The sequence below is a fragment of the Deinococcus sp. Marseille-Q6407 genome (assembly GCF_946848805.1).
Taxonomy (GTDB): domain Bacteria; phylum Deinococcota; class Deinococci; order Deinococcales; family Deinococcaceae; genus Deinococcus.
Genome location: NZ_CAMPFU010000001.1, coordinates 12,501 through 33,605, shown reverse-complemented (window position 1 = coordinate 33,605; position 21,105 = coordinate 12,501). Strand labels below are relative to the sequence as shown.

Annotated in this window: 20 protein-coding genes and 1 tRNA gene (1 of these 21 cut by a window edge); 14 read left to right on the top strand and 7 right to left on the bottom strand. The window is 66.2% G+C overall.

Annotated features, from left to right (window positions below):
* Positions 1-210: 210 nt before the first annotated feature.
* A complete protein-coding gene (locus OCI36_RS00140; protein ID WP_261663062.1) occupies positions 211-450 on the bottom strand; it encodes a hypothetical protein in 240 nt (79 codons plus the stop codon).
* Positions 451-631: 181 nt separating this feature from the next.
* On the opposite strand from OCI36_RS00140, the gene OCI36_RS13280 reads away from it, so the two are divergent.
* The 3 genes from OCI36_RS13280 (at position 632) to OCI36_RS00130 (ending at position 2,003) form a co-directional block, all read left to right on the top strand.
* Positions 632-988: a sugar phosphate nucleotidyltransferase gene (locus OCI36_RS13280; RefSeq protein WP_315941219.1), complete on the top strand. Its 357-nt coding sequence runs from the start codon at positions 632-634 to the stop codon at positions 986-988.
* Between the two features lie 20 nt (positions 989-1,008).
* The gene (locus OCI36_RS00135; RefSeq protein WP_315941218.1) at positions 1,009-1,878 is read left to right on the top strand and encodes a sugar phosphate nucleotidyltransferase; all 870 of its coding nucleotides are present in this window, start codon (positions 1,009-1,011) and stop codon (positions 1,876-1,878) included.
* 49 nt (positions 1,879-1,927) lie between these two features.
* Positions 1,928-2,003, top strand: a tRNA-Lys gene (locus OCI36_RS00130).
* A 135-nt stretch (positions 2,004-2,138) separates the two neighbouring features.
* Here OCI36_RS00130 and OCI36_RS00125 read toward each other — a convergent pair.
* Complete coding sequence (locus OCI36_RS00125) at positions 2,139-2,429, bottom strand: metal-sensitive transcriptional regulator (protein WP_261663061.1); 291 nt, start codon at positions 2,427-2,429, stop codon at positions 2,139-2,141.
* Positions 2,430-2,740: 311 nt separating this feature from the next.
* Between OCI36_RS00125 and OCI36_RS00120 the strand changes: the two genes are divergently transcribed.
* Positions 2,741-4,174: an MBL fold metallo-hydrolase gene (locus OCI36_RS00120; protein WP_261663060.1), complete on the top strand. Its 1,434-nt coding sequence runs from the start codon at positions 2,741-2,743 to the stop codon at positions 4,172-4,174.
* 67 nt (positions 4,175-4,241) lie between these two features.
* A complete protein-coding gene (locus tag OCI36_RS00115) occupies positions 4,242-5,084 on the top strand; it encodes a sulfite exporter TauE/SafE family protein (protein ID WP_261663059.1) in 843 nt (280 codons plus the stop codon).
* A gap of 36 nt (positions 5,085-5,120) precedes the next feature.
* Here OCI36_RS00115 and OCI36_RS00110 read toward each other — a convergent pair whose 3' ends face one another.
* Positions 5,121-6,503: an ATP-binding cassette domain-containing protein gene (locus tag OCI36_RS00110; RefSeq protein WP_261663058.1), complete on the bottom strand. Its 1,383-nt coding sequence runs from the start codon at positions 6,501-6,503 to the stop codon at positions 5,121-5,123.
* Between the two features lie 119 nt (positions 6,504-6,622).
* Between OCI36_RS00110 and OCI36_RS00105 the strand changes: the two genes are divergently transcribed.
* The 8 genes from OCI36_RS00105 to OCI36_RS00070 all read left to right on the top strand — a co-directional run bounded on the left by OCI36_RS00105 (position 6,623) and on the right by OCI36_RS00070 (position 16,304).
* Positions 6,623-7,171, top strand: a complete 549-nt coding sequence (locus OCI36_RS00105) for a hypothetical protein (protein WP_261663057.1) — start codon at positions 6,623-6,625, stop codon at positions 7,169-7,171.
* Positions 7,172-7,407: 236 nt separating this feature from the next.
* The gene (locus OCI36_RS00100; RefSeq protein ID WP_261663056.1) at positions 7,408-8,367 is read left to right on the top strand and encodes a DUF808 domain-containing protein; all 960 of its coding nucleotides are present in this window, start codon (positions 7,408-7,410) and stop codon (positions 8,365-8,367) included.
* A gap of 22 nt (positions 8,368-8,389) precedes the next feature.
* Positions 8,390-10,666 (top strand): primosomal protein N', encoded by a 2,277-nt coding sequence (priA, locus tag OCI36_RS00095; RefSeq protein WP_261663055.1) that lies wholly within the window; start codon positions 8,390-8,392, stop codon positions 10,664-10,666.
* A gap of 65 nt (positions 10,667-10,731) precedes the next feature.
* Positions 10,732-12,213 (top strand): alanine/glycine:cation symporter family protein, encoded by a 1,482-nt coding sequence (locus OCI36_RS00090; RefSeq protein ID WP_261663054.1) that lies wholly within the window; start codon positions 10,732-10,734, stop codon positions 12,211-12,213.
* Positions 12,214-12,348: 135 nt separating this feature from the next.
* Complete coding sequence (locus tag OCI36_RS00085) at positions 12,349-13,335, top strand: malate dehydrogenase (protein WP_409996698.1); 987 nt, start codon at positions 12,349-12,351, stop codon at positions 13,333-13,335.
* Between the two features lie 119 nt (positions 13,336-13,454).
* Positions 13,455-14,093 (top strand): cyclodeaminase/cyclohydrolase family protein, encoded by a 639-nt coding sequence (locus OCI36_RS00080; RefSeq protein WP_261663053.1) that lies wholly within the window; start codon positions 13,455-13,457, stop codon positions 14,091-14,093.
* Positions 14,094-14,402: 309 nt separating this feature from the next.
* Positions 14,403-14,564: a hypothetical protein gene (locus tag OCI36_RS00075; protein ID WP_261663052.1), complete on the top strand. Its 162-nt coding sequence runs from the start codon at positions 14,403-14,405 to the stop codon at positions 14,562-14,564.
* A gap of 135 nt (positions 14,565-14,699) precedes the next feature.
* Positions 14,700-16,304 (top strand): polymer-forming cytoskeletal protein, encoded by a 1,605-nt coding sequence (locus OCI36_RS00070; RefSeq protein WP_261663051.1) that lies wholly within the window; start codon positions 14,700-14,702, stop codon positions 16,302-16,304.
* Positions 16,305-16,437: 133 nt separating this feature from the next.
* Here the strand turns inward: OCI36_RS00070 and OCI36_RS00065 are convergent, their stop codons facing one another.
* Complete coding sequence (locus OCI36_RS00065) at positions 16,438-16,827, bottom strand: helix-turn-helix domain-containing protein (protein ID WP_013613877.1); 390 nt, start codon at positions 16,825-16,827, stop codon at positions 16,438-16,440.
* A 291-nt stretch (positions 16,828-17,118) separates the two neighbouring features.
* Here OCI36_RS00065 and OCI36_RS00060 point away from each other — a divergent pair, with 291 nt between their 5' ends.
* On the top strand, positions 17,119-17,367 hold the full coding sequence (locus tag OCI36_RS00060; RefSeq protein ID WP_261663050.1) for a hypothetical protein: 249 nt from the start codon (positions 17,119-17,121) through the stop codon (positions 17,365-17,367).
* A 33-nt stretch (positions 17,368-17,400) separates the two neighbouring features.
* Here the strand turns inward: OCI36_RS00060 and OCI36_RS00055 are convergent, their stop codons facing one another.
* From OCI36_RS00055 to OCI36_RS00045, 3 genes are all read right to left on the bottom strand, one after another.
* Complete coding sequence (locus OCI36_RS00055; protein ID WP_261663049.1) at positions 17,401-18,696, bottom strand: bifunctional folylpolyglutamate synthase/dihydrofolate synthase; 1,296 nt, start codon at positions 18,694-18,696, stop codon at positions 17,401-17,403.
* Positions 18,697-18,712: 16 nt separating this feature from the next.
* Complete coding sequence (locus OCI36_RS00050; protein WP_261663048.1) at positions 18,713-19,657, bottom strand: manganese-dependent inorganic pyrophosphatase; 945 nt, start codon at positions 19,655-19,657, stop codon at positions 18,713-18,715.
* An 83-nt stretch (positions 19,658-19,740) separates the two neighbouring features.
* Positions 19,741-21,105, bottom strand: the final stretch of a protein-coding gene (locus OCI36_RS00045; RefSeq protein ID WP_261663047.1) for an S-layer homology domain-containing protein. The gene runs 1,401 nt beyond the window's last position; 1,365 of the gene's 2,766 nt are visible here — the last part of the coding sequence; its start codon lies off the right edge, out of view; it ends in the stop codon at positions 19,741-19,743.

The window sequence follows — 21,105 nt, the reverse complement described above, 5'->3', positions numbered from 1 at the left end:
TGGGAGGCCTGCCGGCGTCGTTCCGGCCCGTGCCAGACGGGCTGAACAGTAGAACTCGGCCGGGGCCACCGGCGGCCGCCTGACTGCTTTGTCGCGGTACTCGGGGGCACTCGGGGCAAAGAGGCCGGAGTTTCACAAGACGAAACCCTGGCAGGCGGGGCCAGCTGCGCTCGGGGCAGTTTATCAGACCGGGCGCGGCGAGGGAGCCCTTTAGGCAGCCTGTTCCAGAGACTGCCGGCGGTGCAGATCGTGCAGGCTCTGCTCGTACAGCTGCTGCGGCACTTCCGGCAGGAAAGCCAGCATCTGCGCGGCTTCCTGTAGACTGCCATGCTCGCTGATATGCCGCCAGCCGGGCCCCTCGGCCATCAGCTGCGCCCCGTGGTCAGTCAGCAGGAACCTCACGCGACCCACCTCCATTCGCGTGTCACTGTAATGGCGTACTAGAGTCATGTTCCTAGCATAATAGCTGGCCATGAGGCAGGCCACAGCGTGGATGACTCCGCCTTCATCCTCGGCCTTCATTCTTGGGGGGTATCCAACCCAGCTCAGCACACCCGGCATGAGGAAACCTCAACTGCCGCTCACGCCCACTTCACCGCCGGGCCGGGGCAGCCGCTCACAATGTCAGGCCATGAACACCCGTATTGCCGGCAAGACGGTCCTGACCATCATTCTGGCGGGAGGCAAGGGCAGCCGCCTGGCGCCACTCACCGATCAGCTTGCCAAGCCGGCGGTGCCGTTTCTGGGCACCTACCGGCTAATTGATTTTGCCCTCTCCAACGTGGTCCACAGTGGCCTGCAGGACGTATGGATCATCGAGCAATACCTGCCCCACAGCCTGAACGCCCACCTGGCCGGCGGCCGGCCCTGGGACCTGGACCGCACCCGCGGCGGCCTGGAAGTGAGCCGCCCTTTTCCGGCCCGGAAAGCAGCGACGGCGGCTTTGCCGAGGGCAACGCACAGGCACTCGCCCTGCACGCTGGCCTGATTCGCGACACTGGCGCCGAAGTGGTACTGGTCCTGAGTGCCGACCATATCTACAAACTGGACTACGCTCCGGTGATTGAGCAGCACCTCAAGACCGGCGCCAGTGTCACGCTGGTCACCACCGAGATTCAGGACGAAAGCGAAGCCACCCGCTTCAGCAATGTCCGCGCCGACCGGCAGGGCAAGGTGACCGAATTTGCCTACAAGCCTGAGCAACCGCTGGGCCGCACGGTGGCCTGCGAGGTGTTCGTGTATGACGCCCAATTGCTGCTGTCCACCCTGGAACAGCTGGAGCAGGAAGGCCACCTAGGCGACTACGGCGAGTACCTGCTGCCCCGGCTGGTGGACCGCGGCGATGCCTACACCTATCCCCTAGGCGGCTACTGGCTGGACGTGGGCACCCTGAGCGCCTATCACCAGGCGCACCGCGATTTTCTGGACGGCAGCGGCCTGGAACTGGACGATCCCAGCTGGCCGTTTATCACTTCGGCCATCACCCAGCCGCCGGCCCGGATTCAGCCACAAGGGGAGGTGGCCGGGTCGTTTATTTGCGGCGGCGCAGAAATTGCCGGCACGGTGGTCCGCAGTCTGATCGGCCCCGGCGCCGTGGTGGAGCGGGGCGCCGAGGTCCGCGACTCTGTGGTGCAGGGCGGAGCCCGGATCCGGGCCGGCGCGCAGGTCAGCCGCACCGTGGTGGACCGGGACGCCGAGATCGGTGAAAAGGCCGTGGTGGGCGGACAAGCGGCCAACGCCCGGCTCAGCGTGGTGGGCGCTGGCGCCCGGGTCGCAGGCGGAGCCCACCTGGGCCCGGGGCTGCAAGTGCCACCCCAGAAACACCTCCGCGCCGGAGCCGAGGACCAGACCGCCGAGGAACTGAGCGGCGAGAGCTGACTCTTGCCTTGACAGCCTGGCAGTTGGGAGTTATCTTATTCGGGCTAACGGGTCGTTAGCTCAATTGGCAGAGCAGCTGACTCTTAATCAGCGGGTTGTAGGTTCGATTCCTACACGACCCACCAATCAACCCCCGCCTTCATCGGTGGGGGTTTTTTATGGCCTGAAGGCTAGTGCGGGAGAGCAGGTCCAGGCAAGAAAAAGTGCATTGCCCGGCAAACAGCAAGAACCTGGTCCTCCGCACCGGGCCTCCTGCCGCTTCAGCCGCGCAGCAGCTTGACTGCCCGCACCACGTCTGCCGGGGTCACGGCCTCGCCGGGGCGGGCGCGGCAGCCGCTGGCGTACTGTTCCAGCATCACGTCGCCAGCAGCGTCCAGCGCACTGCGCACCCCCGAAAGCTGGGTCAGCACGTCCGGGCAGTCACGGCCTTCTTCGATCATGCGCTGCAGACCACGCACCTGCCCTTCGATGCGCCTTAAGCGGGTCAGAATCTTCCGGTCGGTTTCGGAAAGCGGCAGGGCAGTGGCGTCAGAGGCAGCCTCTTTGCTCATACCCCTTCCCCCTTTACCGAGCCGCCGAGAAGCTGGCCTGGAAACCTTTCTGGCGCGCCACCAGCAGGCTGGGACGAACAGCAGGACGATTCTGTCTTTGGATACATGTTGAAGTCCTTTCAGGAAAAAGAAAAAAGGCCAGAGCGTGCGCCACTGCGCAACAGCGATCAGAGAAGGGGGCCATATCGCCAAAACCGATATCCCTTATACCCCCTCCCGGTACTTGACACTATACCCCCGGGGGGTTAGCTTGGCAATCAACGACCACCCTGCCTCGCGCCCTTTTCTCCCTCTGCAAAGGAGAGCCCCTGATGTTCTTTAAGCGCTTTTACGACGACGATCTGGCCCAGGCTTCCTACATGGTGGGCTGCCAGCAGACCGGCGAATGCCTGGTGATTGACCCTATCCGCGATATTCGGCAGTACCTGGACGAAGCCCAGGCGCAGCGCCTGCGGGTAACCCATGTCACCGAAACCCACATTCACGCCGACTATCTCAGCGGCGGACGCGAGCTGGCGGAAGCGACCGGCGCCCGGCTGCTGCTGTCGGCCGAGGGCGGCCCCGACTGGCAGTACACCTACGCCACGCCGAAGATGGAACAGCTGCACCACGGCGACAGTTTCATGGTGGGTAACGTGCGGCTGGACGTGCGGCATACCCCTGGTCATACCCCCGAAAGCCTGTCGTTCCTGCTGACCGATACCCCCCGGGGTGAGGTGCCCAGCCTGTATTTCAGCGGCGATTTCGTCTTCGTGGGCGACCTGGGCCGGCCTGACCTGCTGGACGAGGCCGCCGGCGGCCAGGACACCCGCTTTCAGGGCGCCCGGGAGATGTTCCGCAGCCTGCAAGAGCAGTTTCTGACCCTGCCCGACCATGTGCAGGTGTGGCCCGCCCACGGGTCCGGCAGCGCCTGCGGCAAGGCGCTGGGCGCGGTGCCTTCTACTACCGTGGGGTATGAGCGGGCGCTCAGCTGGTGGGCGCCCTATGTGGAAAAGGGCGACGAGCAGGGCTTTATGGACGAGCTGCTGGCCGGCCAGCCCGACGCCCCGCTGTACTACGGCCGCATGAAGACCCAGAACCGCGACGGCGTGCCCCTGCTGGGCCACATGGAGCCGCTGCCCGAGCTGAGCGCTGAAGAGGCGCAGGCCCGGCTGAACGCCGGCGCGCTGCTGATCGACACCCGCCCCAAGGAGGAATACCATCAAGCGGCGCCGGCGCATTCGGTGAACCTGCCGCAGGCGAACAAGGTGGAAACCTGGGCCGGCTGGCTGCTGCGCCCCGAAAACCACGATTTCGTGCTGCTGGCCCAGGGTGCCGAAGCCGCCGAGCAACTGCGCCGCCGGCTGTGGATGGTGGGGCTGGACAATGTGGTGGGCTACACCCGTAGCGCGGCCGAGCTGAACACCCGCGCCGTGCCGCCGATCACCCCGGCCGAGCTGGGTGCGTACGCCGGCGCCCTGATTCTGGATGTGCGGGCCCGCTCCGAGTACGAGGCTGGCCATATCCCCGGCGCCCGGCAGCTGCATGCCGGCCGCCTGCCCTGGAAGCTGGACGAACTGCCGCGTGACCGCACCATCATCGTGCACTGCCAGTCGGGGGCCCGCAGCGCCGCCGCCGCCAGCCTGCTGGGCAGCGAAGGTTTCGACGTGCTGGAACTGGCCGGCGGCTTCGAGGCCTGGCAGCGAAGCCATCCGGACGACGTGCAAAAGGGCCTGGAAACACCTGAAAGCCAGTCGGCACAGTGACGCTGAACCGGCCCTCCCTGTTTCCCGCGCCCGCCCAGCCGGCGCCGAGCAGCTCCAGAGGAAACGCATGAGTCCACTGGCCTGGATTGGCGCCCTGCTGATCGGCCTGAGCCTGGGCCTGCTCGGCTCGGGTGGCTCGATTCTGACGGTGCCGGCGCTGGTGTATCTGGCCGGCGCAGACGAGAAACTGGCGATCACGCAAAGCCTGGCCATCGTAGGTGCCATCAGTCTGGTCGGGCTGCTGCCGTATGCCGCCAGAGGGCTGGTGGACTGGCGGCGCTTTGCCCTATTCGGGCTTCCCGGCGTGGTGGGAACTGCGCTTGGCGCGCGGCTGAGCCAGTTTCTCAGCGGGCAGACGCAACTGCTGATTTTTGCGGTGGTGATGCTGCTGGCGGCTACTCTGATGTTTCGCCCGCCCGTGCAGGACGGCGCCGCCGCACAAGCAGACGACTCAGGTACGATGCCTACGCCCTTGGGAACCGCACTGCAGGGCCTGGGTGTTGGGACCCTGACCGGGGTGGTCGGCGTGGGCGGCGGATTTCTGATCGTGCCAGCGCTGGTGCTGCTGGGCCGGCTGCCCATGCGGTACGCGGTCGGCACCAGCTTGGCCATCATCACCCTGAACAGCCTGACCGGCTTTCTGGAGCACCTGTCCCAGCCGCATGCTCCGCTGGACTGGAGACTGATCGGCCTGTTTGCCGGGGTCGGCATTCTGGGCAGCCTGCTGGGGTCTACCGTAGGCAAGCGGGTGGGTGTCCGGCCCGGCGCTGCGGCGGGGCTTCGCCAGCGTGCTGGTCCTGATGGGAGCTTACGTGCTGACGGCCAACCTCTCGCAGGTGATCTGACCGGCTCACGTCGCCCAGGGGGTCGGTGTTCGCTCTGCTGGGTATTTACCTGTAGGGCATGCTGAGGGACCGGCTGCTGCACCGAGGGAACGGAGCAGACATCACAGCTTCTCCACCCCAGCTGCCCGGCCGCCTTCCAGATGTAGATGGTGCGTGATGCCTGCCGGGACATCCTGCGGGCGGTGGGCCACCAGAAGAATATGGGTGCCGCCCGCCGTCAGTTCTGGGAGCAGCTGCAAGAACAGAATGCGGCTACGGGCGTCCACGAAATCCAGACCCTCGTCCAGCAGCAATAAGCGCGGGCGGTGCAGCACGGCGCGGGCCAGCAACAGCCGGCGCAGTTGCCCCTGCGAGAGGGTGCGGGCGTCGCGGTCCAACAGGTCCTGCAGCTCCAGCCGGGCGGCCAGCTCCTGCAGCTGCGTGGACTGGGCAGAAGTGAGTGGCTCCATAAAGCCCTCGGTGCCGGCAAAGGCGCTGCCCAGAATCTGGCTGCCGGTCCAGCCGCGCCGCTGGCGAATGCCCAGCTCGGCCCCCACCAGCCCGAAGGCCCGCCGCCGCTCGGAAATCACGTCACGCGGCAGAAACGGCCGGCTGACCGTGCCCCCCAGCGCCGGCTGGAACTCGCCGTAAATCAGCCGGGTCAGGGTGCTTTTGCCCGATCCGTTCTCGCCGGTCACCAGCCAGTGCTGCCCACCATGCCACTCCCAGCTGAGCGGCCCCAGCGCCCGCACGTTCCCGCGGTACACCTCGGCGTCCTGCAGGCGGACCAGCAGGGCAGGCGGGTCGGCCGGCGCTGCCAGGTGCACGCCTGCCAGTGGTCCAGGCACGGCTACCGGCTCTGGCAGGGCCGGCGGCGCGGCCGAAACCTGCCCGCCGGCCACCTGCAGCACCCGCCAGCCCAGGTCCGGCGCCTCGTCCGGGCGGTGAGACGCCAGCACCACAGCCGTGCCCGATGAGTGCAGCCCGCGCAAGACGGCGCCCAGTTCGGCGCGGGCCGCCGGGCTGAGGCCGTCGGTGAATTCATCCAGCAGCAGCAGTTCGGGGCCCGGCATCAGGGCGCGGGCCAGCGACACCCGCCGGCGCTGCCCGTGGCTGAGGGTCCGGAAATCGCGCTCCAGCAGGTCTTCTAATCCGGTCAGGCGGGCCACTTCGGCCAGCCGGGCCGCTTGCGCTGCGGCCTGATGCGCCCAGCGGTCCTCCTGCAGCGCCGAAAGCAGCACTCCGGCCACCGGCTGCGGCCAGTCGCGGCGCAACAGGGCCGCTTCACTGTCCGGGCCCACCACATTCAGCCGTTGCCGCGCCCGCACGGCGCTGGTCTGCCGCTCGCCGGCCAGCAGCCGCAGCAGCGTGGTCTTGCCGCTGCCACCCGCACCCTGGAGCAGCAGCGCTTCGCCGGGATGCACCGTCAGGGTGACGTCTCGCAGCAGGGACCGGCCCCCGGCAGACACCGTCACATCTTGCAGTTCGGCGGGGAGCAGGCTCATGGGCCGATTCTAAAGAGGAAGCGGCGGCCCCGGTCCCGGCCTGAGCCGCACCGCAAAAGCACCCTCTGCGCCGGAAGATTTGGGCGTCATTCTCCCGCTGAATATGGTCAGATGGCGTTATGAATAGGCGAAATTTCATCTTTACCCTGCTGGCGCTGGGGTCCAGCACGGCAGCTTTGGCCCAGACGCCGATCATGCAGAGCGGCGGCTCCATCATGCAGACTGGATTTTGCAAACTGTACGGCTGTCAGTGGCTGGGCAAAGAAGAGCTGCTTGACCAGGGCCAGCCCAGTGGCTTCACCGAATACACCTATAGCCTGACCAAAGTGCCCCACGCCGGGGTGGTCCTCTGGCGTGAGAAAAGCAGCAACTCTATCAGCCACGCCATTTTGTTTTTCCGGCCGGTGAGCCGCCAGGTCACGCCCGGTACCTCGCCCGTCAAAATCGCGGCCCAATTCACGCGTGACCTCACTGGCTTTTATGACTGGGACACCGTTCCTACGCAGCTACTGGCTTTCTGCGGTCCAAAAGTCAAGCCCCGGGAAGTTCAGGACGTTTTCTCCACCCCCCTGGCCAAAGCAACCTGCAGCTGGAGCCCCGAAGCCTACGGCGCAGGCGGTAAAAACGTGGGCCCTCAGCTCACGCTGATGCTGGACCCGAACCTTTAAGCATCCAGGCTCAGGCCGGCTCGGGTGGGCGCGCTGCGGGGCACTGTGGACTGCCGCACCTGCCGCTGGCCGGGAACAGGGTAGCATCGGTCCACAGCTGGCTCCGGCTTTTCTGGCGCCTGCTTCGCTGTTTCGCCGCCGTCCCCGTCCCCGTTTCAAGGAGCACTCTGCCTGATGCCTCACTCTGCTGCCCCCCTTCCGCCTTCCGCCGGCCACTGCTCCGTCCGGAGCCAGCGGTGAGTGGCCTGATTGCCCTGCTGGACGACGTGGCCGCCATTGCCAAGGCAGCGGCCGCCTCGGTGGACGACGTGGGCGTGGTGGCCGGCCGGGCCAGCGCCAAAGCAGTTGGCGTGGTGGTGGACGATACCGCCGTGGCCCCCCGCTACGTGACCGGCTTTGCCCCCGACCGCGAACTGCCGGTCATCTGGCGCATCGCCAAGGGGTCGCTGCGCAACAAGGTGATTTTTATTCTGCCGGCGGTGTTGCTGCTCAATTATTTCCTGCCGGGGGCGCTCTCGCCGCTGCTGATGCTGGGCGGCGCTTACCTGTCGTACGAGGGCGCCGAAAAAGTGATCGGAGCACTGAGCGGCCAGAGTGACGAAGCGGCAGACGACGCGGCCAACGCGCAGCTTTCCAGCCAGGAGCAGGAAGACCAGATGGTGTCGGGCGCCATTCGCACCGACTTTATTCTCTCGACCGAAATCATGGTGATCTCGCTGGCCGAGGTGGCCGCTCAGCCGCTGCTGACCCAGACCCTGTCGCTGATCGTGGTGGCGCTGGTCATCACGGCGCTGGTGTACGGCGTGGTGGCGGTCATCGTGAAGCTGGACGATGTGGGACTGAATCTCTCGCACCGGCACCCGGGCACCACCCGCGCGCTGGGCCGGTTGCTGGTACGCGCCATGCCGGTCGTGATGTCGGTGCTCTCGGTGGTCGGCACAGCAGCGATGCTATGGGTGGGCGGCCATATCCTGGCAACCCGGCTGGAAGAGTACGGCATCACCGCTCCCGAACACCTGATCCGGCAGCTGGCCGAAGCCGCCGAAGCCGCCGTGCCGTTTGCTGCGGGCGCAGCCAGCTGGCTGGGCGAAACTGCCGGCTCGGCCATTTTGGGCCTGCTGGTGGGCAGCGTGATCGCCGGGGTGGTACTGCTGTTTCGCCGTCTGCGCCGGCCAGCGTCGCCCCAGGCCAGCTGACAGAACTCGGCCGCCCCGGCCTGTGAAAGCAAAGGCGGAGAGCCGGCGCCCTTCTTGCCCTCCCCACGGCTTTGCTGGCCCGCTGCCGCTGGGCTGCCGGGTGCTGGTGCCCTGGCGCGGCGAGCCGCTGGTCGGCCTGGTGGTGGGCAGCGGTCAGGAGCGGCAGAGCCACCGCCTGCGCGAAGCCCTGCAACTGCTGGACGACCCAGCGGCGCCCTGGGTGCTCCCGGCCACGGTAGAGGCGGTGGGCCACTGGAGCGCGGCGGCCAGCCTGCCGCTGGGGCTGGTCTGGGACGACCTGCTGGGCGTGGGCTGGCAGCCGGCGCTGGCGCATCAGGTGCGGGCGGTGCCCGGCGCCGACCTGAGTGCTTTTGCCGAGAATGCCGCCCCCGCCGCCGTGCCGGGCAATCACTGGACGGACGGGGCCGGTTATCTGCCTGCCCTGCTAGACGCCGTGCGTGAGCAAGGCCTGCTGGAAGAGGAATTCACCCTGCGGCGCCCCACCCTGACGCGGGTGTTTGCAGCCGATCTGGGTCAGGGCCCGCTGACCCCCAAGCAGCGGGAAGCTGCCGAGTGGCTGGCCGAGTACCCCGGGCAGGCGTCACTGAGCAGCTGGGCACGGGGCGCAGGGGTCAGCAGCAGTGTGGTGGCCGCCGTGCTGGCCAAGGGCCACGCCGAACTGCGCGAGGAAGCGGCGCTCCCGCCGGCCCTGCCGGCTGCCGCCGAACCCTGGAGCAGTGACGCCCCCGACCGCCTGCCGACCGGCGGTGACGGCTGGCGACTGAACGGCGGCAAGTTTGCCGGCCGGGCGCAGGCCCTGGCGCCCCGCATTCAGGCGCAGCTGCGGGCCGGGCGCAGCGTGCTGGTGCTGGCCCCGGAACATGCCACCCTGGACCGGGCCTGGGCGGCGCTGAGTGGGCTGGCGGCCCCCTGCGGCACCGCTGCGGCGCTGTTCAGCGGCCTGCTGTCCCCAGAGCAGCGCGAACACAGCTGGGAGCAGATTCGCAGCGGCGCAGCGCGGCTGGTGGTGGGGTCATACCTGGCCCTCACGGCACCGCTGCAGGACCTGGGCCTATTGCTGCTGCTGGACGAGGGCAGTGACGCCTACAAGTTGCCTAGCGGGTCCCGCGCCTGGATTCCCGACGTGGCGCAGGCGGTGGCGCGTGCGCACGGCGCGGGTCTGGGGGCCGCCGGGGTGGCGCCGGCCGTAGAAACAGTGGCCTGGCCTGCCCTGGAACTGCCGGCCCCGCGTCTGCGGCTGCACACCGTGGACTACAGCGCCGCTCCCCAGCAGCCGGAACTGGGGCCGCTGTCCATGCCGGCGCAGGCCCAGAGCAGCCTGGGTTACCCGCTCAGCCACGACCTGCGGGCGGTGCTGCGGCAGGTGCAGGAGCGTGGCCGGCAGGCAGCATTGCTGGCGCCCCGGCGCGGCTACTCGGCGCTGCTGCGCTGCCCGCGCTGCGAACATACCCCGCAATGCCCCAACTGTGACGTGGCCCTGCGGTATCACCAGGGCGCCCATCAGCTCAGCTGTCATCAGTGCGGGCACCGGCAGAACGTGCCGCAAACCTGCGAGAACTGCGGCGAGGCCCTGTGGCAGACCAAAGGCCCCGGCACCGAGTGGATCGCGCAGGAGGTGGCGCAGCTGCTGCCCGGCACGCCGGTTTACCGGATAGATAAGGACCATCAGGACGACCTCTCGGCGCTGTATGCCGGCCAGAGCGGCGTGGTGGTGGGCACCCAGCTGCTGCTCTCGCAGCCGGCCCCGCCGGAGCTGGCGCTGGTGGCCGTGACCCTGGCCGACACCTGGCTGAATGTGCCGGATTTCCGCGCCTCGGAGCGGTATCACGCCCTGCTGTGGGAACTGGCCGAGTGGCACCCCGCCCGCGCCCCGCTGCTGCTGGTGCAGACGTTTCAGGGACAGCATCCGGCACTGGAAGCAGTCCGCAGCGGACAGAGTGTGAGCGCCTATCCCCGCCAAGAATGGGAACTGCGCCAGGCCCTGGGTTACCCGCCGCACGCCTGCCTGGCCCAGGTGGAAGTCGCCGCCCGCGACCGTGACCGCGCCTCGGCCGCCGCCGAGCAGCTGGCCGCCGCGCTCTACGGCGCCGGCGCCACCGCGCAGGAGGTGCTGGGCCCGGCACCCGCGCCGATTGCCCGGGTGCGGGGGGTCTACCCCTATCACCTGCTGCTGCGGGCCCGCAGCAGTGACCGTCTGCAGGACCTGCTGGCTGCGGTGGGCGGCGCGCGGGCCGGGGGCCGGGTGCGGGTGGATGTCAGCCCGCGCAACCTCAGCTGAAGCCCGTCAGAGACGATAAGCCAGCTTTTAAGAAACACTAAAATGAGAGCAGGGTAGGGTGCGCTATGGCTTTCTCTCCTCCTCTACTGGCGCTCAGCCTGGACGAGCGCATCAATCAGGCGGTGCGGCCCATCGGCGAGTGGGTCAGCAGCGTCATCTTCTACTCGGTTCCGGTGGGCGGCACTGAACTGCCACTGATCGTGGCCTGGCTGGTGCTGGCCAGCCTGGTCTGCACTGTGGCACTGGGCTTCGTGAACCTGCGCGGCTTCGGGCACGCCCTCAGAATCGTGCGTGGCGATTCGCCGTTCAGCACCCCCAGCAGCCCCGGCACCATCACCCACTTTCAGGCGCTCTCGACTGCCGTTAGCGGCACGGTGGGTATCGGTAATATGTCGGGGGTCGCGGTGGCCGTGGCAGCCGGCGGGCCCGGTGCCACCTTCTGGATGATTCTGGCCGGCCTGCTGGGCATGAGTGCCAAGTTCGTGGAATGCACCCTGGGCGTCAAATACCGCCGCGTGAACCCCGACGGCACCGTGTCGGGCGGGCCGATGCACTACCTCTCGCGCGGTCTGGCAGACCTGGGGCTGAGCGGCCTGGGGAAAGCTATGGCGGCCGTGTACGCACTCTTTCTGGCCCTGGGCGCGCTGGGCATCGGCAACATGTTTCAGAGCAACCAAGCCTACGCCATCGCCCAGACGGTGACCGGCGGCGACGCCAGCTTTCTGAACGGCTACGCCTGGGCTTACGGTCTGGTCTTTGCGGCGCTGGGCGGGGCCGTCATCATCGGCGGGATCGGCAACATTGCGCGGGTCACTGCCCGGCTGGTGCCGTTCATGGCCGGGCTGTATCTGATCATGGCGCTGGTGGTCATCGGGGTGCATTTCAGCGGGCTGCCGGCCGCCATCGGCGCCATCGTGCAGGGCGCCTTTACGCCCGAAGGCGTGGCCGGCGGCGCCCTGGGCGCCCTGATTCAGGGCTTCCGGCGGGCCACCTTTTCCAACGAGGCGGGCCTGGGGTCGTCCTCTATCGCCCACTCGGCGGTGCGCACCGACCAGCCGGCCACCGAAGGCTACGTCGCCATGCTGGAGCCTTTTATCGACACGGTGGTGGTCTGCACCCTCAGCGCCCTGGTGATCATTCTGACCGGCGCCTATCACCTGGAGGGTCTCAGCGGCATCGCCATGACCAGCGCCGCTTTTGCCAGCGTGGCGCCCTGGCTGGTGTGGCCGCTGGCACTGGCCGCCACGCTGTTCGCCTTTTCCACCCTGATCAGCTGGAGCTACTACGGCACCAAGGCCGCCGCCTATCTGCTGGGCGACTCGCGCGCGGTGCAGCTGGGCTACAGCGTGCTGTTCCTGATCGCCACCGTGATCGGGGCCTCGCTGGACCTGAGCGACCTGATTGACCTGAGCGACGCCCTGATCTTTGCGGTGTGCATTCCCAACGTGATCGGCATTTACCTGCTGCTGCCCACCGCCCGCCGCGAGATGCAGCGTTACCGCGCTGCCTACGCGGCCCAGCGCCGGGGCCGGGTGGCCGGCGACTGACCCCAGCAGACATAAGGGCGGCCCCGGCGGCTGTCCCCGCTTCCGGGACTGCACCCGGCCCAGAGACAGCCGCCGGCCGCGCCTGAGCGTTAAGATGAGGAGCAACACCCTATTTCCTTTTTCGGAGGTATTCCTATGAAAGAACCCGTACGTGTAGCAGTGACCGGCGCGGCCGGCCAGATTGGTTACAGCCTGCTGTTCCGCATCGCCGCCGGCGACATGCTGGGCAAGGACCAGCCCGTGATTCTGCAGCTGCTGGAAATTACTCCGGCGCTCAAGGCCCTCGAGGGCGTCGTGATGGAGCTGCGTGACGGCGCGTTCCCCCTGCTGGCCGACGTGATCACCAGCGACGACCCAATGGTGGCCTTCAAGGACGCCGACTACGCCCTGCTGGTGGGCGCCATGCCCCGCAAGGCCGGCATGGAACGCGGTGACCTGCTGAGCGCCAACGGCGGCATCTTCAAGCCGCAGGGCGAAGCCCTGAACAAGGTCGCCAGCCGGAACGTCAAGGTGCTGGTGGTGGGCAACCCCGCCAACACCAACGCGCTGATCGCCCAGCAGAACGCTCCTGATCTGGACCCCAAGTGCTTTACCGCCATGGTTCGCCTGGACCACAACCGCGCCATCAGCCAGCTGGCCGAAAAGACCGGCAAGCCGGTGACCGAGATCAAGAACATCACCATCTGGGGCAACCACTCCTCCACCCAGTACCCCGACCTGTCGCGGGCGACCGTGGCCGGCGAAAAGGCGCTGGATCTGGTGGACCAGGACTGGTACGAAAACGAGTACATTCCCACCGTCGCCAAGCGCGGCGCCGCGATCATCGAAGCGCGTGGTCTGTCCTCGGCGGCTTCGGCTGCTTCGGCCGCCATTGATCACATGCGCAACTGGGCGCTGGGCACCCCTGAAGGCGAATGGGTCAGCATGGGCATTCCCAGTGACGGCTCCTACGGCATTCCTGAAGGCCTGATCTACGGCTTCCCCGTGACCGTCAAGGACGGCAAGTACGAAATCGTGCAGGGCCTGGACATCAGCGACTTCAGCCGCGGCAAGATGGACGCCACCGCCAAGGAACTGGAAGAAGAGCGCGACGAAGTGCGCAAGCTCGGCCTGGTGAAGTAAACCCACCAGGAAGCCGGCAGCCGGGCCGGCCCGGGGCGGGGAATGAAGGAAAACTTCATTCCCCGCTTTTGCTTTGGGGGAGGGCAGCTGCCTATGCTGCGGCCACGACCTCTGACCATATGCCGCTGCGCAGCGCCGAGCCCCAGCCTGCTGCCGAGCCGCCCAGCCTCTGGACCCATACCATGCAGGAGGTGCTGGACGCTGCCGGCGCCCGCCGCAGTGTGCCTACCGGCGGTTCGGTGGTGGCGGTCAGCGGCGCCTTCGGCGTCTCGCTGCTGATTCTGGCGGTGAATCTGACCCTCACCAAAGCGGACCCGCCTGCCGAACTGACTGCCCTGAACGATAAGCTGCGTTCCCTGCAGGCGCGTATTCAGGCGCTGGGCGACGCCGACGCCACGCTGTTTGCCGCATTTATGAAACAGGCCCGCCAGCCGGACACTCCCGCAGCTGAGGAAGACGAACTGCGGCAGCAGACCCGCGAGGTGCCACTGCAACTGGCCCGCGAACTGCAGACTGGCCTGGCGCTGGCCCAGCAACTGCGGCCGTTGGTCCACACTTCGGTAGTCAGCGATATCCAGGCAGGCGGGGCCATTCTGCATGGCGCCCTGCAAGCGGCCCTGTTCACTCTGGCCAACAACCTCAGCAGCGCCGATGCGGCGCAGACCGGCGAGTTCCAGGTACAGCGGCAACAACTGGAACAGGCACGGCTGACCGCGCAGGAATGGCTGGAAGAAGAGCAGAGTATTAAGGATGGGTAAAGACCGTTTACCAGTCTCAACCGAGCTTAAAGCAATGTTTAAATTTGCTTTCCGGACGACTGAACACTCCGGCCCCTCCGGATAGAACAGAGTCCAGCAGCAGACTGCTGGCGAGCCGGAGGCTGCGAAGCCGGCAAGGTCTCTTTTAAACTTGCATCCTGTTTTTTAAATTGCCAATTCCTGCTTCGATATCCTCGTTTATTTGTCTGACAAGGCTGACTGTTCCATGACTTGGGCGGGACTTTTGCCTGACGGTTTGGGCCGAAACTGGGACTCATGAAAGCGTTCAGACTCCCCATGCTCCGAACTATGGCTGGTGCCTGGCGCCGCCTCGAAACCTCGCGCCGCACTCACGGCTACGGCTCTTACGAGGACCGCCTGTCCAGCGACGCCCATCTGGTGACCGAGCGCGAACTGCGCCTGCGCCGCCTGCGCGCCGAACAACCTGCCTACCAGCGTTACGCCGACTGAGCGTTTCGCTCCTCCACGTTTCCAGTACCGGCCAAAGTGGCCCGGTTGCTGGCTTTTTTTTGCCAGGGACTTGTTTGCCGGGAACCCGGGAGCCGGCCGCCGCGTAACCCTACTGTTATGGGGAAGCCGCCTGCTTTGAATCAAGACCGCCGGGATCTGCTGCACCGGGCAGCCGATCAGACGGCTGGCTGGGATGAGGAACCTCTGACCTCAGCCGAACAGGCAGAACTGGCACAGCTGTCCCCCGAAGTGCAGCAGGCGCTGCTGGCAGAATGGGCCAGTCTGAGCGATCTGCTGCGTCCTTTGCCAGCTTTACCCAGGTCGCAGGCAGCAGCCACCGCCAGCGATATTGCCCTGGCGGCCCGGCTGAGTCAGCCTGTCCCAGAGCTTTCGATGCCAGACGCCAACGTTTTGGCCGGGCAGATTGCCGCCGAGATCGCTCTGGGCGCCCAGCTGCGGCCCGCCCAGGTGAAGCTCCCGCGTTCGCAAGCTGCTGAAATTGCCGCCGGCATCCGGCTGTCGGCGCAGCTCCAGCAGCTGCCCTCTCCGCCCCGGGCCAGCATAGACGCAGCTGAGCTGGCGGCCCGCATCGCCCGGGAAGCCCAGGCCGCTCTCCCCCATCCCCCGGCTGTGGCCAAAGAAGCTGCTCGCCCAGCCGGAATCACAGAACTCTACCCCCCTCACCCAGACGTGCGGCGGGGCAGCCGGGCCGCGCCCCTGGCTCTGGTCGGTAGTCTGATTGCCGGCCTGCTGGTCCTGGCGGTCAGTTCGACCTGGTCGGGACTCAGGGCCGGCGCGGCCGTGCTGCACGACCTATTGACCAGCCTGCCGCCCACGTTCGGGCTGGGGCTGGTCCTGCTGCTGGCGACCAGTCTGCTGATCGTCCGCCACCCGGCACCCCGCTGGCAGGGGCTGGGCGGCGCTGCTTTCGGCTTGGCGGCCCTGCTGACTTTTCCCACCCTGTATGACGCCCTGGACAGCAACGGTATCAGCTTCGGGCACGATCTGGTCATCGAAGGGCAGCACAGCGGCCCAGTCATTGCGGTGGGCAGCAATATCCATCTGCGCTCCGGCAGCGTGGTTGATGGACAGGTGCTGACCCTGCTGGGCGATATCCAGCAGGATCCCGGCGCGGCCGTACAGGGTCAGGTCACAGCACTGCTGGGGCAGGGGCCAGCCAGCGCCACGCCGCAGCCGGCCAGTTCGCTGGGGGCCCTACAACTAGCCAGCGCCACCGCCATCCGGCCGCTGCTGGGCTGGCTGGGCAGCACCGCCTGGGCCGCGCTGTTCTGGGTACTGACCAGCGCGGTCACCCTGGTGCTGGTCAGCAGTGGTGCCGGCGACCAGCTGGCCCGGCGGCAAAGCCGGGCTCCTCTCCAGACCCTGGCCCTGGGTGTCCTGGCCCTGGCCGCGCTGCTGGTGCCGGCCACGCTGCTCTCTTTCGCCGGCTGGCTGGCGCCAGGGCTGGCTCTCAGCCTGCTGCTGGTGCTGCTGCTGGCGCTGGGGCTAGGGGTCAGTGCCCTGGATGTGGGCCAGCAGTTGGCCGGCCGCCTGAAAGTCAACCTGCCGGATATCGCTGGTGTGGCCACCGCGCTGGCGCTGCTGGCCGTCAGCCTGGTCTGGCCGGCGCTGACCCTGGCCGTCGTCCTGATCGGCGGGGCCTGGGGCAGCGGCACCCTGCTGCTGGTTCGCCAGGGCCGCCGCGAGACGCCCGGCCGCGAACCGGCCAGCAGCGCCTGAACCTCACGCGCCATCCTTTACAGCCATCTCTTGCCACAGCCAGCACAGAAAAAAGCACGGTTCTAGACAGAGAACAGCGCCCACCCAGGAACTTGCCCGGGCGGACGCTGTCATAAAACGGGAAAGCCGCAGCTCAGTCCAGAATGCGCTTGAGGTGCAGGTAGATCTCGTACCAGTCCTGCTTGCCTTCGGGGCGTTTGCCGCGCAGCTCGATACGCGACAGGGTTCTTACCCAGTCGGGGGTCAGCTGGGCACCCAGAACCGGATCGGCCATCAGGTCGGCCAGGCCTCTGGGCAGGGCACCCTCGCCCGACTCACCGTAGAACTCGACGCCTTCCAGCAGATCGTGTACCGAAATGCTATAAGCGGCAGCCAGGGTCTGGAGGGTATCCAGGCTGGGGTTGGTCCGGCCACGTTCCAGATCACTCAGATAGGGCACGCTGATTTCCGCGACCTCCGAGACATCCTTCAGGCGCAATTTGCGCTCACTGCGCAGCTCACGCAGACGTTCATGCAGTTTCATCTCTCACCTCCTTCGGGCAGCAATGGATTGGGGAAGTCTTGCCGGCACACCGGCGCAGACCATTTGGCTGGGAGCGAAAAAACATTCCCTCAATCGGATTGTAACAGCGCCTCTCTGTACGGTCAATACAGAATAGGGGGCCAGACTTCTTGTCAGGCCCAAGGTGCTCTGTTAGAATCAGAATCAACAAGTCGGCAACGTTGCTGACATATCCCGGCGCTCTCGGCCCTTCTCTGTGACCGGGCCGCAGCCGGCCAGAACTGCTCTTTTCCCCCAAGGAGACCACTGCCTATGAAAGCACTGACCGTCATGGCCGACAGCCTGCGCGCCGGCTACATCCACCCGACTGCCGTCCTCAATACCCTGATCGAGCTGGAAAATGCCGGCGGCGCTCCCGCGCTGCGCGATTTTGAAGTTCAGCTGACCGGCGCTCAGCAGGCGCTGGAGGAACGTCAGCACCCCCACGCCCGGCTGGCGGCGGCCTGGGTTCAGGCCACCCGCTCTTACCTGCAGGCGTGCACCCGGCAGGGCGCCGCCTGATTCACGCCAGGCGGCCTGCCCGCACCCTAACTCTTATTGCCAGCGCTCACGCGCTTCGGCGCCTTCTTCCAGCAGCAGGCCCCGCACTTCTCCAATCAGGTACAGACTGCCGCACACCACTATGGGTGCGGCCTGTTTTGTTCCGGCAGCTGCCAGCGCCAGCGCTTCGGCAGGCGATGCAGCCTCGCGTACCGGCACGCCCTGGGCTTCCCAGGCAGGCCGTAGCTGCGCCTGGTCAGCGGCGCGTGGGCTCCAGCGTGCCTGGGTCAGGACCACGTCACTGGCTACCGGCCCTAGAATCTGAACCATCTCTGTCACTGCCTTATCGGCAGATGCGCCGAAAACCAGGCGGACCGGCCGCAGCCCCAGGGTGCCCAGCGTATCGGCCAGCGCCTGAGCCCCGTCGGGATTATGGGCCCCGTCTAGCAGCCAGCCCTGCCCGCGTGCCTCCAGGTATTCCAGCCGGCCGGGCCAGCGGGTGGCAATCAGGCCCCGCTGCACCGCCTCACTGCCCACTCCCAGCCGCAGTGCCGCTGCAGCCGCCAGAGCCGCATTGCTGGCGCCGTGCGCACCCAGCAGTGGGGTCCGGAGGGTCAGGGCTGGCAGATCATGTTGCAACCAGTGCAGCCGCAAGGCTGTCCCAGTCAGCTTCAGAGACTCCACCTCAAAAACGAAGTCCCGGCCCAGCGCCCAGAGGTCCGCGCCTTTTTGCTCCAGCACTGGCCACAGCGACGGCGCCACTCCCGTGACAGCGGGGCGGCCAGGGCGAAGAATGCCAGCTTTCTCACCGGCGATGGCATCCAGCGTATCGCCCAGAATCTCGGTGTGATCCAGCCCCACATTGGTAATCACACTCAGCTCTGGCGACAGAGTATTGGTGGCGTCCAGGCGGCCGCCCAGTCCCACTTCCATCACGGCCCAGTTCACGCCAGCCCGGGCAAACAGCAGACACCCCAGCGCCGTGACAACCTCAAAGAAAGTGGCCTCTACCGCCTCGGCATGAGGGCGCACCTCTTCCAGAGCCGTCAGCAACTCGCTCCCAGCAACCGGCTCGCCGTCTATACGGAACCGTTCGGCAAAATGGGTGAGGTGTGGACTGGTAAACAGGCCGGTCGAGTGCCCGGCCGCCTGCAACACCGACGCCAGCGAAGCAGCCACCGAGCCTTTGCCGTTGGTCCCGCCCACCAGCACGCTGCGGAAGCGCCGCTCCGGGTGCCCCAATCGGGCCAGCAACGCTTCGATGCGCTCCAGACCCGGCCGAACGCCGAAGCGCTGAATTCCATAAAGCCAGTCCAGCTGGCGCTCCAGCGTCATTTCTTCTCGCGACATTCCCGGTTGCTGCGGCTCAGTGCTGCTGGGCAAAATAATCTTCCAGCGCCGGAACCAGTTGCTTTTTGCGGCTGATCCGGCTGCCCAGATCGGCCCGGCCATCTGCTACCTGCACACCAAAAGCCCCCTGAAGCGCCGCCGCCTCGGTACCAGATGCCACCAGCGTTTCGTTGTGTTCCTCCAGAATATCCACCACCGACAGGATCATGCCCTGCAACCCATGCTGCTGCTTGAGATCGCGCATGGCTGTTAGCAGTTCTTCCTGGCGGCCCAGCACATAGCCGGGATTGGTCGTCTCGGTCACGCCCACACCCCAGCGCTGGGCAGCGTCACCCTCGCCAAAAGTAAACTCCTTGTAGTCCATCTGCAGCAGCTGTTCGGCAGGCGTGTCGCCCAGGTCGCTCTTGGCGGCAAACATCTGCATAGCATAGTCGGTCACGTCCTCAATCCCGGCCACCGGAGCCAGGAAGTCCACCGCTTCACGGTCGGCATCGGTCGTGGTCGGGCTGCGGAAGTGCAGGGTATCGCTCAGAATGCCGCTCAGCATCAGCCGGGCTTCCAGGGGTTCCACCGTCAGGTTGGCTTCACGGTGCAGTTTCAGCAAAATGGTGCCGCAGGAGCCCACCGGCTCGAAGCGCAGCAGGGCCGGGGAGCTGGTCTGCAGGTCACCCAGCTTATGGTGGTCCACCACATAAGACACAGACAGCTCGGCCAGATTAGGCGCCGACTGCGTAGATTCATTGTGGTCGACCAGCGCCACTGTGGTTCCGGCTTCCTGTTCGGGCAGCATAGCCGGAGCTTCAATGCCAGCTTCACGCAGAACGAAGGGGGTCTCGAAGTTCAGCTCACCCAGGCGGTAAGCCGTAGCAGGCGTTCCGGTCCGGGTCAGGAAAGATGCATAGACCAGTGCAGCTGTAATGGCGTCAGTGTCGGGATTTTGGTGTCCAAATACGGGAAGCATGCTCCTACTATACCGAGCAGGAAGCAAAAAAAGAGAGACCCTCAGCGGGGCCTCTCCTTTTGCAGTGAGATGAGGTTTTAGGTTTAGAACTTCACGCCGTAGGTGACCTTGAAGCCCTGGGCGATGTTGGTGTCACCCTGCTGCACGTGGTTGCTGTCGTAGTTGTTATTGGAGAACACACCGTAGTTGAACTTCAGAGCGTCATTCCAAGACAGCTGGGTAAAGATACCCTGGGTGGTGTTGTAGTTGCCGTCGGTCACAGTCACAGGAGCAGCATAGGTACCGCCAAAGCGGAAGTCGGTCACGTCGGCAGGCAGCGTGCTCTTCACGTTGACATTGTCACGCAGACCGTTCACCTGGCGGTAGCCGTAGCCCAGGCTCAGCTTGGTGGCCGGGGAGAAGAACTCGTTAAGGGTCACTTCAGCCGAGCCGCCCCACTGGTTGCCGGTTGCAGCAGCGCGTGCGGTGTTGTTGGCCGTGTTGGCCGCATCAACAGCGCCGGTGGTGTAGGAAGCAGCACCGATGCCAGCCTTGAACTGAGGCTTGAACGCGTAGTTCAGCGGCTGGGTCGCCACACGAACGCCACCCTGGACGCGGTTGTTGTCGGCGGCGCCTTCACGGTTGGCTGCATTCTGCTGGTACATGGAAGCGCCCACGAAAGGAGTCACGGTGAAGGTGCTGTTGGGCTTGAAGTTGTAAGCACCAAAGCCAGCCACGTAGTAGTCGGAGCTGTTGTAGTTGTAGATGCCGGTGGCCGCCAGGTCAAGGTTGGGGACCAGGGGGTTGGCGGCACTGCCGTCATGGGTCACCAGAGCGCCCACGCCAGTGGTGTAGCGGTACAGGTCAGTCACCTTGCCAGGAGCAAAGATGGTGTTGCTGCGGTCGCTGCTCATGGAGCGCACGCTGGTCACGCCGGGGTGAGCATCAACCTGGGGCACGTAGCGCACGGTAGTGTCGCCAGCAGCAGCGTAACCGGAGTCCTGACCAGCCAGTCCGTTGGCGGTGGTTCCAGGAACGCGCTGATCCATCGCCTGGCTACCGAAGCCCACGACGCGCAGAGCGCCCAGGTTGGTGCCTACATGACCACCGAAGGTGGAACGGCGGTTGTTCCAGTCCTGATCGGTGTAGTTGGTGAAGGTATCGCCAGCCACGCCGATTTCAGCGTTGCCGACGCGGGTCGACACCGAAGCGCCATAGCCCACTTCATCGTAGAAACCAGCCGAGTTGTCGTCGTCTTTGTTCACGTCCATGTTGGCTTTGCCATCTTTAAAGCCAGGAGAAACGGCACGGAAGTCACCCTTAGCGCCCAGGTTGAAGAAGTTAGCTTCACCCGAAACCACAGCAGCGAACGAAGCTTCACGGCCAGCCAGACGGGCGGTGAAAGCGTCAGGCATGCTGGCAACGTAAGTGCCCTTCACGCCGTACAGCACATCGGTCGAATCGGGCTT